This window comes from Streptomyces sp. NPDC016459, from assembly GCF_040632845.1.
In the GTDB taxonomy this organism is placed as follows: domain Bacteria; phylum Actinomycetota; class Actinomycetes; order Streptomycetales; family Streptomycetaceae; genus Streptomyces.
The window spans coordinates 220,214-234,577 of sequence record NZ_JBEYCR010000005.1 but is presented as its reverse complement, the minus strand read 5'-3'; the positions used below and the strand labels follow the sequence as shown (position 1 = coordinate 234,577).

Genomic DNA, 14,364 nt, shown 5'->3' with positions numbered 1-14,364 from the left:
GAGCCTGCCGAGGGCGACGGGGATGTCGTAGAGGCGGCCGGGGGCGAACCCGCGAAGCAGTAACGAATCTGCTGCGTCACTCCCGCGTCGGCACCTGCATCCTCCAAGCCGTCGCGGAGGACGGCTGGGTCCGGCTCACCGTGGTGAACGACGGCGTGGACCCCGACTACCGGGACGAGTCGCCGGACAGCGGCAGCTGCCTCGGCAACCTCAGGGCACGGCTCCGGTCCGCCTCCGGCAAGCTCACCGTCTCCCGGCGCGCGGGAACCTTCCGTCTGACGGCCGAGGCGCCGGCCCGCCTCCCGGGCCTCGCCACCCCCGACGACAGCCCGCGTCCCCTCGGGGACCCGGCCGTCTGACGCGTCCCCCACCCCTTTCCCGCGAGCCGCCGACGGCCGAGACCCGGCCGGAAAGGACATTCATCATGCCGATCCGCATCCTGCTGGCCGAGGACATGAACATGGTGCGCGGAGCGCTCGTGGCCCTGCTGAACCTGGAGGACGACCTCGAAGTCGTCTGCGAACTCGAACGCGGCGACCACATCCTGCCCTCCGCCCTCGAACACCGCCCGGACGTCGCCATCATCGACATCGACCTGCCCGGCACCGACGGACTCACCGCGGCCGCCGGTCTGCGCGAACAGCTCCCGGAGTGCCGGACCCTCATCCTCACCAGCCTGGGGCGCCCCGGAGCGCTCCGCCGCGCCCTCGCCGCCCAGGTCGCCGGCTTCCTGCTGAAGGACGCCCCGCCGCACGAACTGGCCGAGGCCGTGCGGAGCGTGGCGGCCGGGCGGCGGGTGATCAACTCCCAGCTGGCGCTCTCCGCCTGGAGCAGTTCGCAGAGCCCGCTGACCAGCCGGGAGACGGAGGTGCTGCGTCTCGCCGCCGAGGGCCTCGAACCCGTCGAGATCGCGGACGGGCTCGGACTCTCCCTCGGCACGGTCCGCAACTACCTGACGTCCGTGGTGACCAAGCTGAACGCGCGCAACCGCGTGGACGCCATCAAGATCGCGCAGGACGCCGACTGGCTGCTCTGACCGACGCTCCGGTGGACGGGGTCAGCGGGCGCCGAAGACCTGCGTCCAGTACGGGCCGCCGTCGGTGTGGATGCCGACGCCGATCTCCTTGAAGTCGCAGTTGAGGATGTTCGCGCGGTGACCGGGGCTGTTCATCCACGCCTCCATGACCTGCTCCGGGGTGCTCTGCCCCTTCGCGATGTTCTCGCCGTACGTCGACCACGGGTAGCCCGCGGCCGTGACACGCTCCCCCGGGCCGTCGCCGTCGGGGTCGGTGTGGTCGAAGAAGTCCCGGGCGGCCATGTCGTCGGAGTGGCCCTGGGCCGCCCGCGTCAGGGTGGCGTTGTGGCTGAGGGGCCCGCAACCCGCCTTGGCCCGCTCGGTGTTGACCAGCGCGATCACCTGGTCCGCCGCCGAGGACCGGCCCGTGTCCTGCTGCGGGCCGCCGCCCGGACCCGCGTCCGTACCGCCGGTGGGGGCCGCCGAGCTCGGCGGCGCGGAGGCCGTGGCGTCGGAGCCGGCCGCCGGGGTGGTGGGGCGCTGCGGCGCGGGCGTCGTCGTGGCGGGGCGGGGCTTCTCGGCGGGCGTGGACGTGACCCGCTGGGGAGCGCGCGGCGACGGGGAGGCCGACGCGGGGGCGGATTTCGGGGCGGGAGCCGAGGCGGAGGCGGAGGGGGATCCGTACGGGGCTCCGGAGGCGGTGGACGGGGAGGCCGTCAGCGTGTCCGGTTCGTTCGCCAGGGGAAGGTCGAGGCCCGGCGCGGCGGCCCGGTTCACCTCCAGGAGTTCGCCCCCGTTGCGTCCGGCGTGCAGCGCGAAGGCTCCTCCCGTCACCGCGACGACGGCGAACCCGGCCGCGACGACGGCGCGGCGGCGGCTGCGCTCGTCGGCCTGGCGGCGCCGTCGGCGGGCCGCGCGGGTGCCGCGCCGGCCGGCCGCCGCCGGGGCGGTGGCGGTGTCACGTTCCAGGGAGGCGGAGGAGCCGGCGGGATCGGGGAGGACGGCGAAGGCCTCCGTGGGGGCTGCGGGCTCGGCCGCGTCGGCTCCGGTGAGGCAGAGGGCGCAGTGGGCGACGTGCCGGGCCAGCTCGTCCCGCCACGGGCCGCTCGGGTGGCCGTCCCAGGTGGCGGCCTGCTGGTGGAGGCCGTGGCAGCGGGGCGGGCGGGCGAGGGCCGCGGTGACGGACCGGGCGGCGTCCAGACGGAGGCGTACCGACTCCATCCGTATCGCGGTGTCGTCCAGGGACCAACTCAGCGCGGCCGCCGTCTCGTAGCGGCTCAGATGTCCCTCCTCCTCCAACGACCCCAGGGCCGCCATCACGGCGTCCTCGATGTCCAGCCAGCTGAGGGCCACGGCGGCGTCGGAGCCGTGGGCGGCGGGCGCGTGGGAGAGGGTGCTCTGCACGGCGATCGCGACGAGCCAGGGGCGGAACGACTCCGGGGAGGGGTGGGCGCCCGGCGCGAACCTGGCGCGGCTGGCCGTGTCCCGTACGACGGCGTGCACGGCCGTGTCGGCGCCCGGCCGGCCGGCGAGGGAGCGCGCCGCGAGGGCGTGGACGAGCGGCTGATGGGCGTCGAGGAGGTGCTCGCGGGCCCGGGACGGGTCGTACTGCGCCGCCCGTATCGGCTCCGTATCCGTCAGCTGCTCAAAACTCGTGGTTCGCCGCACGCCGTCCGTCCTTCGCTTGCTCTTGTGGAGTTCCCTGCGCAGGGGAGAGCCTGCGCCAGGGGCGGCGATAACGGAAAGGGGCGGACGGCGGCAGTGAGGTGGGTCACAGGAGCGGTCCCCGGTGGCACCGACGACCGGGGACGTCAGCAGGTGCGTGGGGCCACCGGGCCGGCCTCGTGGGCAAGGACGACGAGCCGGGCGCCGTCACCGGCGTGGAGTTCGGTCATGGCCCGCCGCACCCGCTGACGGCCGTGAGCCTTCGGTTGACTGACACCTACCTCGGCCAGGGGCTGTGCAGCTCGGCCTTGCCGAAGAGGAGGGCGTAGCCGGAGGGGAGTCGGCCGATGATGCGGTCGACGAGTTCCGGTCCGGCGAGCTGGGAGACCGCGGCGAGGACCGCGCCCACGTTCCAGCGGGAGGTGGCGGGAGTGCTGCCGGTGCGCCGGGCCAGGTCCTTGACGAACTCCCAGCCGGTCAGGGGTGCGGTGGCGGGGACCTCGGCGGTGAGGACCAGGGCGGCCTCGACGGGGAGGCGGGCGGCGAGTTCGACCCGTTCGTCGCCGACGAGCTGGCGTCCCAGCGCGGCGAGCACGGAGTGGACGACTTCCTCGGCGCGCTCGCGGGTCGGGTAGGCGCCTTCGTAGCGCACCCGCTCGAGCATGCGGGTGTAGGACGCCGCGCCGGTGACGCCGCCGGGCGCCGGGGCTGCCATGGTCTCGGTCTGCAGAGTCATGCCGGTGGAGATCGCCGTTCTCTTCGGGCCCGGTCGGCGGACCGGGCGGTGTGAACACGTTTCACGGGGTGGCGGTCGGCCGGTCGGAGTGCGGCCGGCCGAAGAGGAGGTCGAAGCCGGGTGGGAGCTGGAGGAGTATCCGAGCGGTCAGGTCCTCGCCTGCCGCGTCGGCGGCGACGCTGAGGACGGCGCTGACGTCCCAGGCCGCGGTGCGCTCGGTGGCGCCTTCGATCCATGCGGCCGTGGCGCGTACGAACCGCTCGGGCGAGAGGGGCTCGGTGGCCCGGAGCGGGTTGAGCAGCACGACGGCGAAGGTCTCCGGCAGACGGGCGGCGAGTGCGGCCCGCACGTCACCGACGAGATGGGCGCCGAGCAGCGCGAGCACGGTGCGGGCGGCGCGTTCGGCTTCCTGGGGTGTGCGGTAGTCGCCGCGTTCCGTGACCTTGTCGAGGAACGCCTGCCATCGCAGTGTCATCACGGCCCCCTTCGGGTGAGGGAGGGATACGGGGTCGCGGAGGACGGAGGAGGGGGAGAGGCCTCCGCCCTCCGCTCCCGGGTTTCGTCGCGGCTCGACCGCTGACCGGGCCGGTGTGAGGCTCAGCCGCTGATCGGGCCTGCCTGGGACTCGGCCGCTGATCTGCCGGCTTACGGCTCAGCCACTGACGGGACCGGCTTGAGCCTCTGCCGCTGATCGGGCCTGCCGGGGACTCAGCCGCTGATCTGCCGACGGCTGTCCCCGCGGCCGATGCTGATCTTGCGGGGCTTGGCGCGCTCGGCGATCGGGATGCGCAGCGTGAGCACTCCCGCCTCGTAGTCGGCCGTGATCTTCTCGGTGTCGAGGGTGTCGGCCAGCATCAGCTGACGGGAGAAGACACCGAGGGGCCGCTCGGACAGTTCCATCTGGACGTCGTCGGCCTTGGCGACGGGTCGGCGCTCGGCCTTGACCGTCAGCATGTTCCGCTCGACGTCGATGTCGATCGCGTCCGGCGGGACGCCGGGCAGGTCGAGGGCGATGACATAGACGTCGCCTTCGCGGTAGGCGTCCATCGGGACCGCCGAGGGCCGTGACCAGGTCCCGGGGGCACCCGCCAGCTGCTGGGCGAGACGGTCGAGTTCGCGGAACGGGTCGGTGCGCATCAACATCGCGAAACACCTCCAGTCAGGTCAGGCAGTGACTGCCAATGCGCTTCATCTGACACCGTTGTAGCATGTCATCCAAACGACGACAAGTTTCATGTCAACGAATGGATGACGTGAAGGAGAGGAGTCGATTCCGTGACAGGAGCGGACCAACCGGTCGCTTTCCGTGCGGCCCTCGCGGCCCTCGCGGAGATCGACGAAGCCGTACGGGCAGCCCGATCCGCGACCGCCCCGGACGCCGCCCCGGGCGGCTCCTCGGAGGAGGCGCTCACCGCCCTCCTCCTCCTGCGCGAGCTGCGGGAACAGCTCGCCGCCTGGGAGCCCGGATTCATCGAGGCGGCCCGGGACGCCGGCGCCAGCTGGGCCGAGCTCGCCCAGCCCCTCGGCGTCACCAGTCGCCAGGCCGCCGAGCGCCGCTATCTGCGGGTACGGCCCGGCGGCCCCGGCACCACCGGGGAGCAGCGCGTCCAGGCCACCCGCGACCGCCGCGCCGCCGACCGGTCGGTCACCGCCTGGGCCCGGGGGAACGCCGCGGAGCTGCGCCGCCTCGCCGGACAGATCACCGCCGTCGACGGCCTCCCCGCCCCCGCGCGGAACGCCCTGTCCGAGGCGTTGGCGAGCAGTGATCCGGCCCTGCTCCTGGAGCCGCTCAGCCGCACCCTCACCCATCTCGCGCCCGCACACCCCGACCTGGCCGAGCGCGTCGACACGCTCACCGACCGCACGGCGCATCTCCGCCAGGAGAGCGCCCAGCGCCGCTCGGGCACCCCGCAGGCGTGATCATCCGCACCCGGGGGGTGTGAGGCCGGCGTTCGGGGGCAGGGGATGAGCAGAGTGAGAGCCGCCGCCGCGGTCCCCCCCTTCCCGCGGGCGGCGGCTCTCCTCAAGCGGGGGCTCCGGATCGCACGGAGGAGTCACCCGCCCCGAGGTCCCGGAGCGGGCTCAGTCGAGGCAGAACTCGTTGCCCTCGACGTCCTGCATCGCGAGGCACGACTCGTTCTCGTCGTCGGCGGGCAGGAGTTGCACCCGTGTCGCGCCGAGCGCCGTCAGGCGCGCGCCTTCGGCCTCCAGCCTGGCCAGGCGTTCCTCACCCACCAGTCCGGTGGCGACGCGCACGTCGAGGTGCAGCCGGTTCTTGACGGTCCTGCCCTCGGGGACACGCTGGAAGTACAGCCGGGGGCCCGCCCCCGAGGGGTCGACGCAGGCGAACCAGGCGTCCCGGTCCTCGGGCGGCAGCGCCTGGTTGTAGGCGTCCCACGTGGCGAAGCCCTCGGGCGGAGGAGGTACGACGTACCCCAGCACCTCGCACCAGAAGCGGGCGACGCGCTCGGGTTCCACACAGTCGAAGGTGACCTGGAAGTGCTTGACCGATGCCATCGGACCACCGTAACAGGGGCGTTCGGCAACTCAGTTACCGCTCCCGCTCCCCCGTACGAGCATGCCCGCCGCCGCCAGGTACTCCAGGATCTCCCTCGTCACCGTCCGCGGCAGGGGCAGGGCCCGGGCCACCGCCTCCGGTGTGACGGCGGCGGCCAGCATGGCGACCACCCACATCGGCTCGGGGCGGTGCAGCAGCACCCGGTGCTGCGCCCCGCCCCGTTCGAGCCGGAAGCCCTTGGCCTCCAGGAGCAGGGTCACGCCCCGGTGCAGCCGGACCGGCTCCGTCTCCCCCAGTCTCGGGAGCACGAACACCGCGGGCCTGGTGAGCGGGAGCACCGACAGGAGCGGGCCGCGCAGGTCCGCGAGTCCCAGGGTGCGCACGATCAGATGGGACAGCCGCCGAAGGGCGGGCAGGAGGATGAGGTACAGGCCGGCGCCGAGCATCGGAACGCCGGGCGTCGACTCGATGTTGCTCAGCAGGACGGGCCCGAGCTCCATCCGGTACAGGGCCTCGCGCAGCACCGGATGCGCGTCCCCGATGCGCTCGTCGCCCCAGGGACCGACGAGCAGGAGGCCGCCGTCGTCCTCCCGCTCGATGGCGACGTCTTCTCGCAGGGACCACAGGTGCACGGTCCCGGGTTCGCCCTCACTCCGCACGAGTAGTCCTCGACTTGACGCCACGATCTCATCGAGTATCCGGCCGGAGGGCGCGGGGCCGGTAGCCACGCATTCACGTATCCGTCATGAATTTCTCATACGCGCTTCGCGGCGTCCCGTCCCGTCCTCCCCAGACGAAAGGGGAGCGGGCCCGCCCGGACGGCGGGCCCGCTCGATCCGCGGGCCTCGGGCCGCTTTCGCATGGGAATCGGAGGCGCAGGAAGCGGGCAAGTCCTCAGCATGTGCCCGTTCGGGGCGGAACGGGTCGTCCCTTCCGCATATCCCCCGGCTACTTCTGAGTCACCCGGGTCATCGGGTAGCGTCCGGAGCTGCTTAGTCCGCTTCGATGCTCCCGCCCGCCTTGAGGACCCCATGCCTGCCAGTGAGATCCCCGCCCGCAGTGCCCACCGGGGGCGCAGACCCATGAGCGCGTCCGGTTCGCGTCCCGCCCGGCTCGCGCCGTCTCGAATACCGACGGGCGGAGCTCTGGTCCCTTGAGGTTCCGGATCAGACGCCCCGGCAGCACGCCCGTTCCGCCCTCCCCGGAGGAGCAGGAGCAGGCGCCCGCACCGGCCGAGTACCTCCTTGAGCCGGAGGTCGCCGAACCGCCGCTCTCCCCCCACGAGATCGCGCTCATACGCGCCTCCGTGTCGGTGGTGGAGCCGCTGGCCGCCGACATGACGGTCTACTTCTACGCGATCCTCTTCGCCCGCTACCCCGAGGTGCGCCCCCTGTTCCCGCCGGGGATGGACGCCCAGCGCGGCCGCCTCCTGCGCGCCCTGCTGCGGATCGTCGACCTCGTCGACGACCCCGAGAGCCTCGTCCGCTTCTGCGGACACCTCGGACGTGACCACCGCAAGTTCGGCACGCTCCGGGACCACTTCCCCGCCGTCGGCGAATGCCTCCTCGCCTCGCTGGCCCGCTACGCCGGTCCCGCCTGGACCCAGGACATCGCCGACGCGTGGACCAAGGCGTACGGAGTGGTCGCCGACGTCATGATCGGCGCGGCCGAGGAGGACGCGAGGACCCGGCCCGCCGTCTGGCCCGCCACGGTCGTGCACCGCGTCCCCTGCGGGCCCGGCATCGCCGAGGTCACCGTGCGCCCCCACACGCCCTACGAGTACGCCGCCGGGCAGTACGTCAGCGTCGAGACCCCCTGGCACCCCAGGCAGTGGCGCTCCTACTCCCCCGCCAACGCGCCCCGCGAGGACGGCACCCTCACCTTCCACGTACGGGCCGTTCCCGGCGGCACGGTGAGCACCGCGCTGGTGCACCGGGCCGTCCCGGGCGACGTGGTCCACCTGGGCGCGCCCATGGGCGACATGGTGCTGGACGCCGCCGTCCACAACGACCTGCTGTGCGTGGCGGGCGGCACCGGCCTCGCCCCGATCCGCGCGCTCGTCGAGGAGGTCGCCCGGCGCGGCGGCCGGCACCAGGTGAACCTCTTCCTCGGCGCCCGCACCGGCGCCGAGCTGTACGGGGTGGACGACATGCTGCGCATGGCCCAGCGGCACCACTGGCTGACGGTCAGGGGCGCGGTCTCCGACGAGTACATCCCCGGGATCCGGGGGTCCCTGCCGCAGGTCCTCGCCGAGTACGGGCCGTGGTACCAGCACGACGTCTTCCTCAGCGGTCCGGTCCCGATGGTCACGTCCGCGAGGCAGACGCTCACGCTCACCGGTACGTCGCCGGACCGCATCCACCACGACCCGTTCGACGTCTCCGCCCTGGCCACCACCTGAGGCCCCGTCCCCGTCCGTCCCTCCCCCCTCCCCCTCCATCCCTGCCAGGAGCAACTCCGTGTCTTCGCACCCGACGCCCTTCGGTTCAGCAGGTGAACACCTCCTGCAGCAGCAGCTGGGCACCGCCGACCGCGCCCAGAGGTTCTACGACCAGCAGGTGCGTCCCTGCCTCACACCCCAGATGCGGGAGTTCATCGGCCGTCAGACGATGGTCTTCCTCGCGACGTCCGACGCACGGGGAGAATGCGACGCCAGCTTCCGGGCGGGCCCCCCGGGCTTCGTCCACGTCATCGACGACCACACCCTGGCGTACCCCGAGTTCCGGGGGAACGGGGTGCTCGCCAGCGCGGGCAACATGAGCGAGAACCCTCATCTCGGCATGCTCTTCGTGGACTTCACCCACGACCGCATCGGCCTCCACGTCAACGGGGTGTCCCGCCTGTACACCGACACGACCCTGCGCGCGCTCCACCCCGAACTGCCGTCGGACGTCGCACCGGGCCGGGGCCCCGAACTGTGGGTCCACCTCAGCATCGAGGAGGCCTACATCCACTGCTCCAAGTACATCCCCCAGCTCGCCCAGGTCCCCCAGCCCTCCCTCCACGATCCCGCCCGCCCCAAGGACGCCCACTACTTCACCGGCCCCCGCCACGCCGCAGACCCGGCCCCCGGCGAACCGGCTCCCTGGGTCCAGGCCCGCTAGGGGTCCGGGCCCACTGGCGGGCGGAGGCGGCCGCGATGGCTGCTCGGTACCAGTGGTAGGATGCCTTGGGGGTGCGCGTCCCGGTCGCGAAGTCGACGTGCACGAGCCCGAAGCGCCTGCTGTGGCCGAACGCCCACTCGAAGTTGTCCATGAGTGACCAGGCGGTGTAGCCGCGCAGGTCGACGCCGTCCGCGACGGCCTCGGAGGCCGCCCGGAGGTGGCTCTCCAGGTAAGCGATCCGGTCGGCGTCGTGCACGGTGCCGTCCACGGCCGGGGGGTCGTGCTCGGCGGAACCGTTCTCCGTGATGTGGAGGGGCGGGAGGAGGGCACCGTAGCGGTCGCGGAGGGACACGAGGAGGTCCCGAAGGGCCTCGGGGACGACGGCCCAGCCCATGGCGGTGCGGCGGACGCCGGGGAGGTCCACCCCTTCGAAGCGGTTGTCCATGGCGGTCCGCAGCGCCGGATCGGGCTCGCGCCAGGGGGCCGCCCGGACGGTGGACGGCGTGTAGTAGTTGAGGCCGAGGAAGTCCATCGGGGCGGAGACGAGGGCGAGGTCGCCCTCCCGGCGGAAGTCCTGGCGCTCGATCAGTTCCCCGAAGGTGTCCGCTTCCGCGAGGGCGTATCGGCCCGTGAGCAGCGGGTCGGTCCACATCAGGTTGCGCTGGGTCTCGGCGCGCAGGGCGGCCGAGAGGTCGGCGGGGTCCTGCGTGGCCGGCGTGACGTGGTCGAGGTTGAGCGAGATCCCGGCCTCCTGCACCCTGGCGGCGCGCAGGGCGCCCAGGGCCAGGCCGTGGCCGACCAGGAGGTGGTGGGCCGCGGCGAGCGCGGGTGTCCCCTCGGAGGCTCCGGGGGCGTGCTCGCCGTTGGCGTACCCCAGGAAGGCGCTGCACCAGGGCTCGTTCAGGGTGATCCACCGGGGCACGCGGTCCCCGAGCTCCGCCGCGACCAGGGCCGTGTACTCCGCGAAGCGCTCTGCCGTGTCGCGGGACCGCCAGCCGCCCGCGTCCTCAAGGGGCTGGGGCAGGTCCCAGTGGTAGAGGGTGAGGACCGGTTCGATGCCGGCCTCCAGCAGGTCGTCGACCAGGCGGGCGTAGAAGTCGAGTCCCCGGGTGTTCACCGGACCCGAGCCCGACGGCTGGATCCGCGGCCAGGCGACGGAGAAGCGGTAGTGGGACACCCCGAGGTCCGCGAGCAGCGCCACGTCCTCCCGGTGCCGGTGGTAGTGGTCGCAGGCCGTTTCGCCGCTGCTGCCGTCCGATACGGCGCCGGCGCGCCGGGAGAAGGTGTCCCAGATCGACGGCCCTCGTCCGTCCTCCTGCGTGGCGCCCTCGATCTGGTAGGCCGACGTGGCGGCGCCGAACTCGAATCCGGGCGGAAAGGCCGGGAAATGGCTCACGGAAAGGAGAACCCTTCGTGCGGAATGGGATAACGAGTGGGATCAAGGAGTGGAGTGAGGGAGAGGGTGGGGAGAGGAGTGCGGTAAGGAGGTCGAGCATGAAGGAATTCAGCGGCCCGGTCCAGGGAGTTCGGATCGCCGAGCGGCGGTTTTACTAAACCCGGGCTTAACTGAACCCGTTTACTGGACAACGTTGTCAGCGACTGGGCAGAGTGACCCCAGCAGCCGCTACCGGGCTGGCACGAAAGGTGGAACGCGATGGTGTACGGAGCACTCGACATCGGGGGCACGAAGATCGCCGGGGCCCTCGTCGACGCCGACGGGCACCTCCTGGTTCGGGCGCAGCGGCCCACTCCGGCGCGGAGCGGCGCCGAGGAGCTGATGGCCGCCGTCTCCGCCGTCCTCGACGACCTGGCGGCGCGTCCGGAGTGGGCCGCGCTGTCCTGCGTCGGCATCGGCAGCGCGGGTCCCGTCGACACGGTCGCGGGCACGGTCAGCCCGGTCAACATCCCGGCCTGGCGCGCCTTCCCGCTGGTGGACCGGGTGCGGGCGCACGCGGCGATGCCCGCGGGGATGCGGCCCGTCCTCGTCGGCGACGCGGTCGCGATGACCGCGGCCGAGCACTGGCTGGGCGCGGCGAGAGGCGTCGACAACGCGCTGTGCATGGTGGTCTCCACCGGCGTGGGCGGCGGACTGATCCTGGGCGGGACGCTCCGCGCGGGGACCTCGGGGAACGCCGGCCACATCGGTCACATCACCGTCGACCAGAACGGCCCCCTCTGCCCCTGCGGGGCACGCGGCTGCGTGGAGCGCTTCGCCAGCGGCACGGCCATCGCCGCCCACGCGCTGGAATCCGGCTGGACCCCGGCCGCCGGGGGATTCGCGACGGCCAAGGAGGTCGAGGCGTCCGCCCGCGCGGGCGATCCCCGCGCCCTCGCCGCGTTCGACCGCGCCGGGCGGGCCCTGGCCGCGGCGATCGCGGCCACGACGGCGCTCGTCGAACTGGACCTCGTGGTCGTCGGGGGCGGTGTCGCGCAGTCCGGGGAGACGCTCTTCGGTCCCCTCCGGCACCACCTGGCCTCGTACGCGGTACTGGACTTCACGCGCGGCGTACGAGTCGTGCCCGCCGCCCTCCGCCTCGACGCGGGCCTGATCGGAGCCGCCGCCGCGGGCGCCACCGCGGTGGGCCAGGCCCCGGCCGGCCCGCCGCGGGCGGGCACCGGGGCCGGGGGCCGGCCCACGGGCTGAACGGTTCGGCCGGTTCGGCCGGTTCAGCCGGTTCAGCCGGTTCAGCCGGTTCAGCCGGACCTACTGGACCGACCGGACCGACCGGACCGAGGAACACACCCCCCCCCACGCCCCACCCACCGCACGCGCCCCGCCCACTGCCCGCACCGCCCTCCTCCCTCTCCCCCCCGGCCCCGTCGTCGCACCTCCTCCCGCCCTCAGGAAGAACCCGTGGACCTCCTCCTCAACACCGTCCAGTCCTACGACTGGGGCTCCGTCACCGCCCTGCCGCGACTCCTCGGCACCGAGCCCAGCGGCGCTCCCCAGGCCGAGCTGTGGATGGGAGCCCACCCCGCCGCGCCGTCCCGCGTGCGGCGCGACCACCGCACGCTCCCCCTGGACCGGGTCATCGCCGCGGACCCGCTCGCGGAGCTGGGAGCGGCCACCCTGCGCCGGTTCGGCGCCCGGCTTCCGTTCCTGCTCAAACTGCTCGCCGCCGACGCCCCGCTCTCCGTCCAGGTGCACCCCGACCCCGCGCAGGCGCGGGCCGGCTTCGCGCGGGAGGACGCCCTCGGCATCCCGACGGACGCCCCGCACCGTACCTACCGGGACGCCCACCACAAGCCCGAGATGATCGTCGCCCTCAGCCGCTTCCGGGGCCTGTGCGGCTTCCGGGCCCCCCGCGAGTGCGCCGACCTGCTCGACGCCCTCGCCGTCCCCGCCCTGCGCCCGTACGCCGGGTCGCTGCGCGCACTCCCGCAGGAAAAGGCACTCGCCGAGGTCTTCACCGCCTTCCTCCGTCCCCCCACGGGCCTCGTCGCATCCGTCGCGCAGGCCGTCGAGGCGGCGGCCGTCCGGACGGGCCCCCACCGGGAGGACTTCACCGCCTGCGCGACGGTCGCCCACGCGCATCCGGGTGATCCGGGGCTGCTCGCCGCCCTGATGCTGCGCCGTGTCGAACTGGCGCCGGGTGAAGGGCTGTTCCTCGCCGCGGGGGTCCCGCACGCGTACCTCTCCGGTCTCGGGGTGGAGATCATGGCGAGTTCCGACAACGTCCTGCGGTGCGGGCTGACGTCCAAGCACGTCGACGTGGCCGAACTCCTGGAGGTGGTCCGCTTCACCGCGACGCCGACGCGCGTCCTGATCCCCCGGGGGAAGGACGGGGAGGAGGTGTATCCCGCTCCCGTCGACGACTTCCGGCTCTCGCGGTTCCGGCTGCGGGCGAACGGGCCGGCGAGACGCCTCGCGCCCGGCTCTCCCCAGATCCTGCTGTGCGTCGACGGCGAGGCCGCCGTGACCTCGACGGCCGGCGCCGTACGCATCGGGCCCGGCCGTTGCGTGTACGTACCCGCCGCCGCCGAGGTCGCGCTCTCGGGCACGGGCACGGTCTTCCGGGCCACCGTGGGAACACCGGAGACTCCTCGGCGGCAGCTCGACGCGGACACGAGACCCACGGCCCCGCACTGAACTTCATCGGTTCCGTCCGGCCTATCTCCTCGGCGCGTGGGAAGAGTGCGCGCGACCGATGACGCCCGTGCCACCACGTGAAGCCCACTGAGCCGTCCCGTCGTCCGACGGCCGGCCCCGTTCCCAGGAGAGACCCTTCCGATGCCGTACGCCGATCTGCCCCCCGACCACCCGGCCACGCGGGACGAACCCCCGGTGGAGCCGGACGGCTTCGACGCCTTCTGGTCCGAGACCCTGCGGACGGCCCGCGCGGCCGGCCGTGCTCCGGAGCTCCAGCCCGTGCGGGACTCCCTCCTGACCACCGTCGACGCCTATGACGTACGGCTCTCCGGCTGGGGCGGCCACCCGGTCGCCGCCTGGCTCGTCGTGCCGTCGGAGGCCGAGGAGCCGCTGCCCACGGTGATCACCTACCTCGGATACAGCGGCGGGCGCGGCCTGGTGACCGACCACCTCCTGTACGCGTCCGCCGGCTACGCCCACCTCGTCGTCGACAGCCGTGGCCAGGGCCACGACACCCCGGACCCCCACCCGGACACGGGCACCCACTGGGTGCACGGCTACATGACCCGGGGCATCGAGGACCCGCACGCCCACTACTACCGGCGCCTCGTCACCGACTGCGTCCTCGCCGTCGACGCCGCGCGCTCCATCCCCCACGTGGACCCGGACCGGATCGTCGTCCAGGGCGCGAGCCAGGGCGGCGGTCTCGCCCTCGCCGTGGCCGGGCTGGCCGGTGACGACATAGCCGGCGCCCTCCCCGACGTGCCGTTCCTGTGCCACATCCGCCGGGGCGCCGAGACCGCGACGGAGGGGCCGTACACCGAGCTCGTCGACTACCTGCGCCGGCACGCCCCGCACGCGGCGGAGCGGGTCTTCACGACCCTCGCCCACTTCGACGGCGTGCACTTCGCTCGGCGGGCGACGGCTCCCGCCCTGTTCAGCGCCGGACTGATGGATCCCGTCTGCCCGCCGTCGACCGTCCTCGCCGCCTACCGGAGCTACGCGGGCGAGAAGGACATCAGGGAGTGGCCCTTCGCCGATCACGCGGGCGGAAGGGGGGCGACGGCCGTCGAGCACCTGCGGTGGCTGCGCCGACGGGGACTCGCGCCCACGGAGCGCTGAGAGAACCGGGACAGCGCCCGCCCGGCGGGCCGGCCGCGCATGCGTACCGTGGGCGGCCGGACGGGGAGAGGCCGCACCTCCTCCGTGGAGGTGCGGCCTCTCCCCGTCCGACCC

15 protein-coding genes are annotated in these 14,364 nt (G+C 73.5%); 8 read left to right on the top strand and 7 right to left on the bottom strand.

Going from position 1 to position 14,364, the window contains the following annotated elements; genetic code table 11:
• Positions 1–143: 143 nt before the first annotated feature.
• On the top strand, positions 144–359 hold the full coding sequence (locus ABZ567_RS15755; RefSeq protein ID WP_360789335.1) for a hypothetical protein: 216 nt from the start codon (positions 144–146) through the stop codon (positions 357–359).
• Positions 360–424: 65 nt separating this feature from the next.
• Entirely contained in the window at positions 425–1,036 is a 612-nt protein-coding gene (locus ABZ567_RS15750) for a response regulator transcription factor (RefSeq protein WP_360789333.1), read from the top strand.
• 21 nt (positions 1,037–1,057) lie between these two features.
• On the opposite strand, the gene ABZ567_RS15745 is transcribed toward ABZ567_RS15750, so the two are convergent.
• From ABZ567_RS15745 to ABZ567_RS15730, 4 genes are all read right to left on the bottom strand, one after another.
• Positions 1,058–2,683, bottom strand: a complete 1,626-nt coding sequence (locus ABZ567_RS15745; protein ID WP_360789330.1) for a CAP domain-containing protein — start codon at positions 2,681–2,683, stop codon at positions 1,058–1,060.
• A gap of 274 nt (positions 2,684–2,957) precedes the next feature.
• Entirely contained in the window at positions 2,958–3,395 is a 438-nt protein-coding gene (locus ABZ567_RS15740; RefSeq protein WP_360789850.1) for a DUF2267 domain-containing protein, read from the bottom strand.
• Positions 3,396–3,477: 82 nt separating this feature from the next.
• Positions 3,478–3,891, bottom strand: a complete 414-nt coding sequence (locus tag ABZ567_RS15735) for a DUF2267 domain-containing protein (protein WP_360789327.1) — start codon at positions 3,889–3,891, stop codon at positions 3,478–3,480.
• Positions 3,892–4,124: 233 nt separating this feature from the next.
• Positions 4,125–4,559, bottom strand: a complete 435-nt coding sequence (locus ABZ567_RS15730) for an Hsp20/alpha crystallin family protein (protein WP_360789325.1) — start codon at positions 4,557–4,559, stop codon at positions 4,125–4,127.
• Positions 4,560–4,691: 132 nt separating this feature from the next.
• Between ABZ567_RS15730 and ABZ567_RS15725 the strand changes: the two genes are divergently transcribed.
• Entirely contained in the window at positions 4,692–5,336 is a 645-nt protein-coding gene (locus ABZ567_RS15725; protein WP_360789322.1) for a type III effector protein, read from the top strand.
• Between the two features lie 162 nt (positions 5,337–5,498).
• Here the strand turns inward: ABZ567_RS15725 and ABZ567_RS15720 are convergent, their stop codons facing one another.
• Positions 5,499–5,933 (bottom strand): VOC family protein, encoded by a 435-nt coding sequence (locus tag ABZ567_RS15720; RefSeq protein ID WP_360789319.1) that lies wholly within the window; start codon positions 5,931–5,933, stop codon positions 5,499–5,501.
• Between the two features lie 30 nt (positions 5,934–5,963).
• The gene (locus tag ABZ567_RS15715; RefSeq protein WP_360789316.1) at positions 5,964–6,593 is read right to left on the bottom strand and encodes an NADH oxidase; all 630 of its coding nucleotides are present in this window, start codon (positions 6,591–6,593) and stop codon (positions 5,964–5,966) included.
• Positions 6,594–7,087: 494 nt separating this feature from the next.
• Here ABZ567_RS15715 and ABZ567_RS15710 point away from each other — a divergent pair, with 494 nt between their 5' ends.
• Both ABZ567_RS15710 and ABZ567_RS15705 read left to right on the top strand, forming a co-directional pair.
• Positions 7,088–8,335 carry a globin domain-containing protein gene (locus ABZ567_RS15710; RefSeq protein WP_360789313.1) on the top strand — a complete coding sequence of 416 codons (1,248 nt, stop codon included), beginning with the start codon at positions 7,088–7,090 and terminating at the stop codon, positions 8,333–8,335.
• 58 nt (positions 8,336–8,393) lie between these two features.
• Positions 8,394–9,038 (top strand): pyridoxamine 5'-phosphate oxidase family protein, encoded by a 645-nt coding sequence (locus ABZ567_RS15705; protein WP_360789310.1) that lies wholly within the window; start codon positions 8,394–8,396, stop codon positions 9,036–9,038.
• On the opposite strand, the gene ABZ567_RS15700 is transcribed toward ABZ567_RS15705, so the two are convergent.
• Positions 8,971–10,434 (bottom strand): GH1 family beta-glucosidase, encoded by a 1,464-nt coding sequence (locus tag ABZ567_RS15700; RefSeq protein WP_360789307.1) that lies wholly within the window; start codon positions 10,432–10,434, stop codon positions 8,971–8,973. The two genes, ABZ567_RS15705 and ABZ567_RS15700, sit on opposite strands and share 68 nt — an antisense overlap.
• A gap of 258 nt (positions 10,435–10,692) precedes the next feature.
• Between ABZ567_RS15700 and ABZ567_RS15695 the strand changes: the two genes are divergently transcribed.
• From ABZ567_RS15695 to ABZ567_RS15685, 3 genes are all read left to right on the top strand, one after another.
• On the top strand, positions 10,693–11,682 hold the full coding sequence (locus ABZ567_RS15695; protein ID WP_360789304.1) for an ROK family protein: 990 nt from the start codon (positions 10,693–10,695) through the stop codon (positions 11,680–11,682).
• Between the two features lie 210 nt (positions 11,683–11,892).
• Entirely contained in the window at positions 11,893–13,128 is a 1,236-nt protein-coding gene (manA, locus tag ABZ567_RS15690; protein WP_360789301.1) for a mannose-6-phosphate isomerase, class I, read from the top strand.
• A gap of 141 nt (positions 13,129–13,269) precedes the next feature.
• Complete coding sequence (locus ABZ567_RS15685; protein WP_360789298.1) at positions 13,270–14,250, top strand: acetylxylan esterase; 981 nt, start codon at positions 13,270–13,272, stop codon at positions 14,248–14,250.
• The last annotated feature ends 114 nt before the right edge of the window (positions 14,251–14,364 follow it).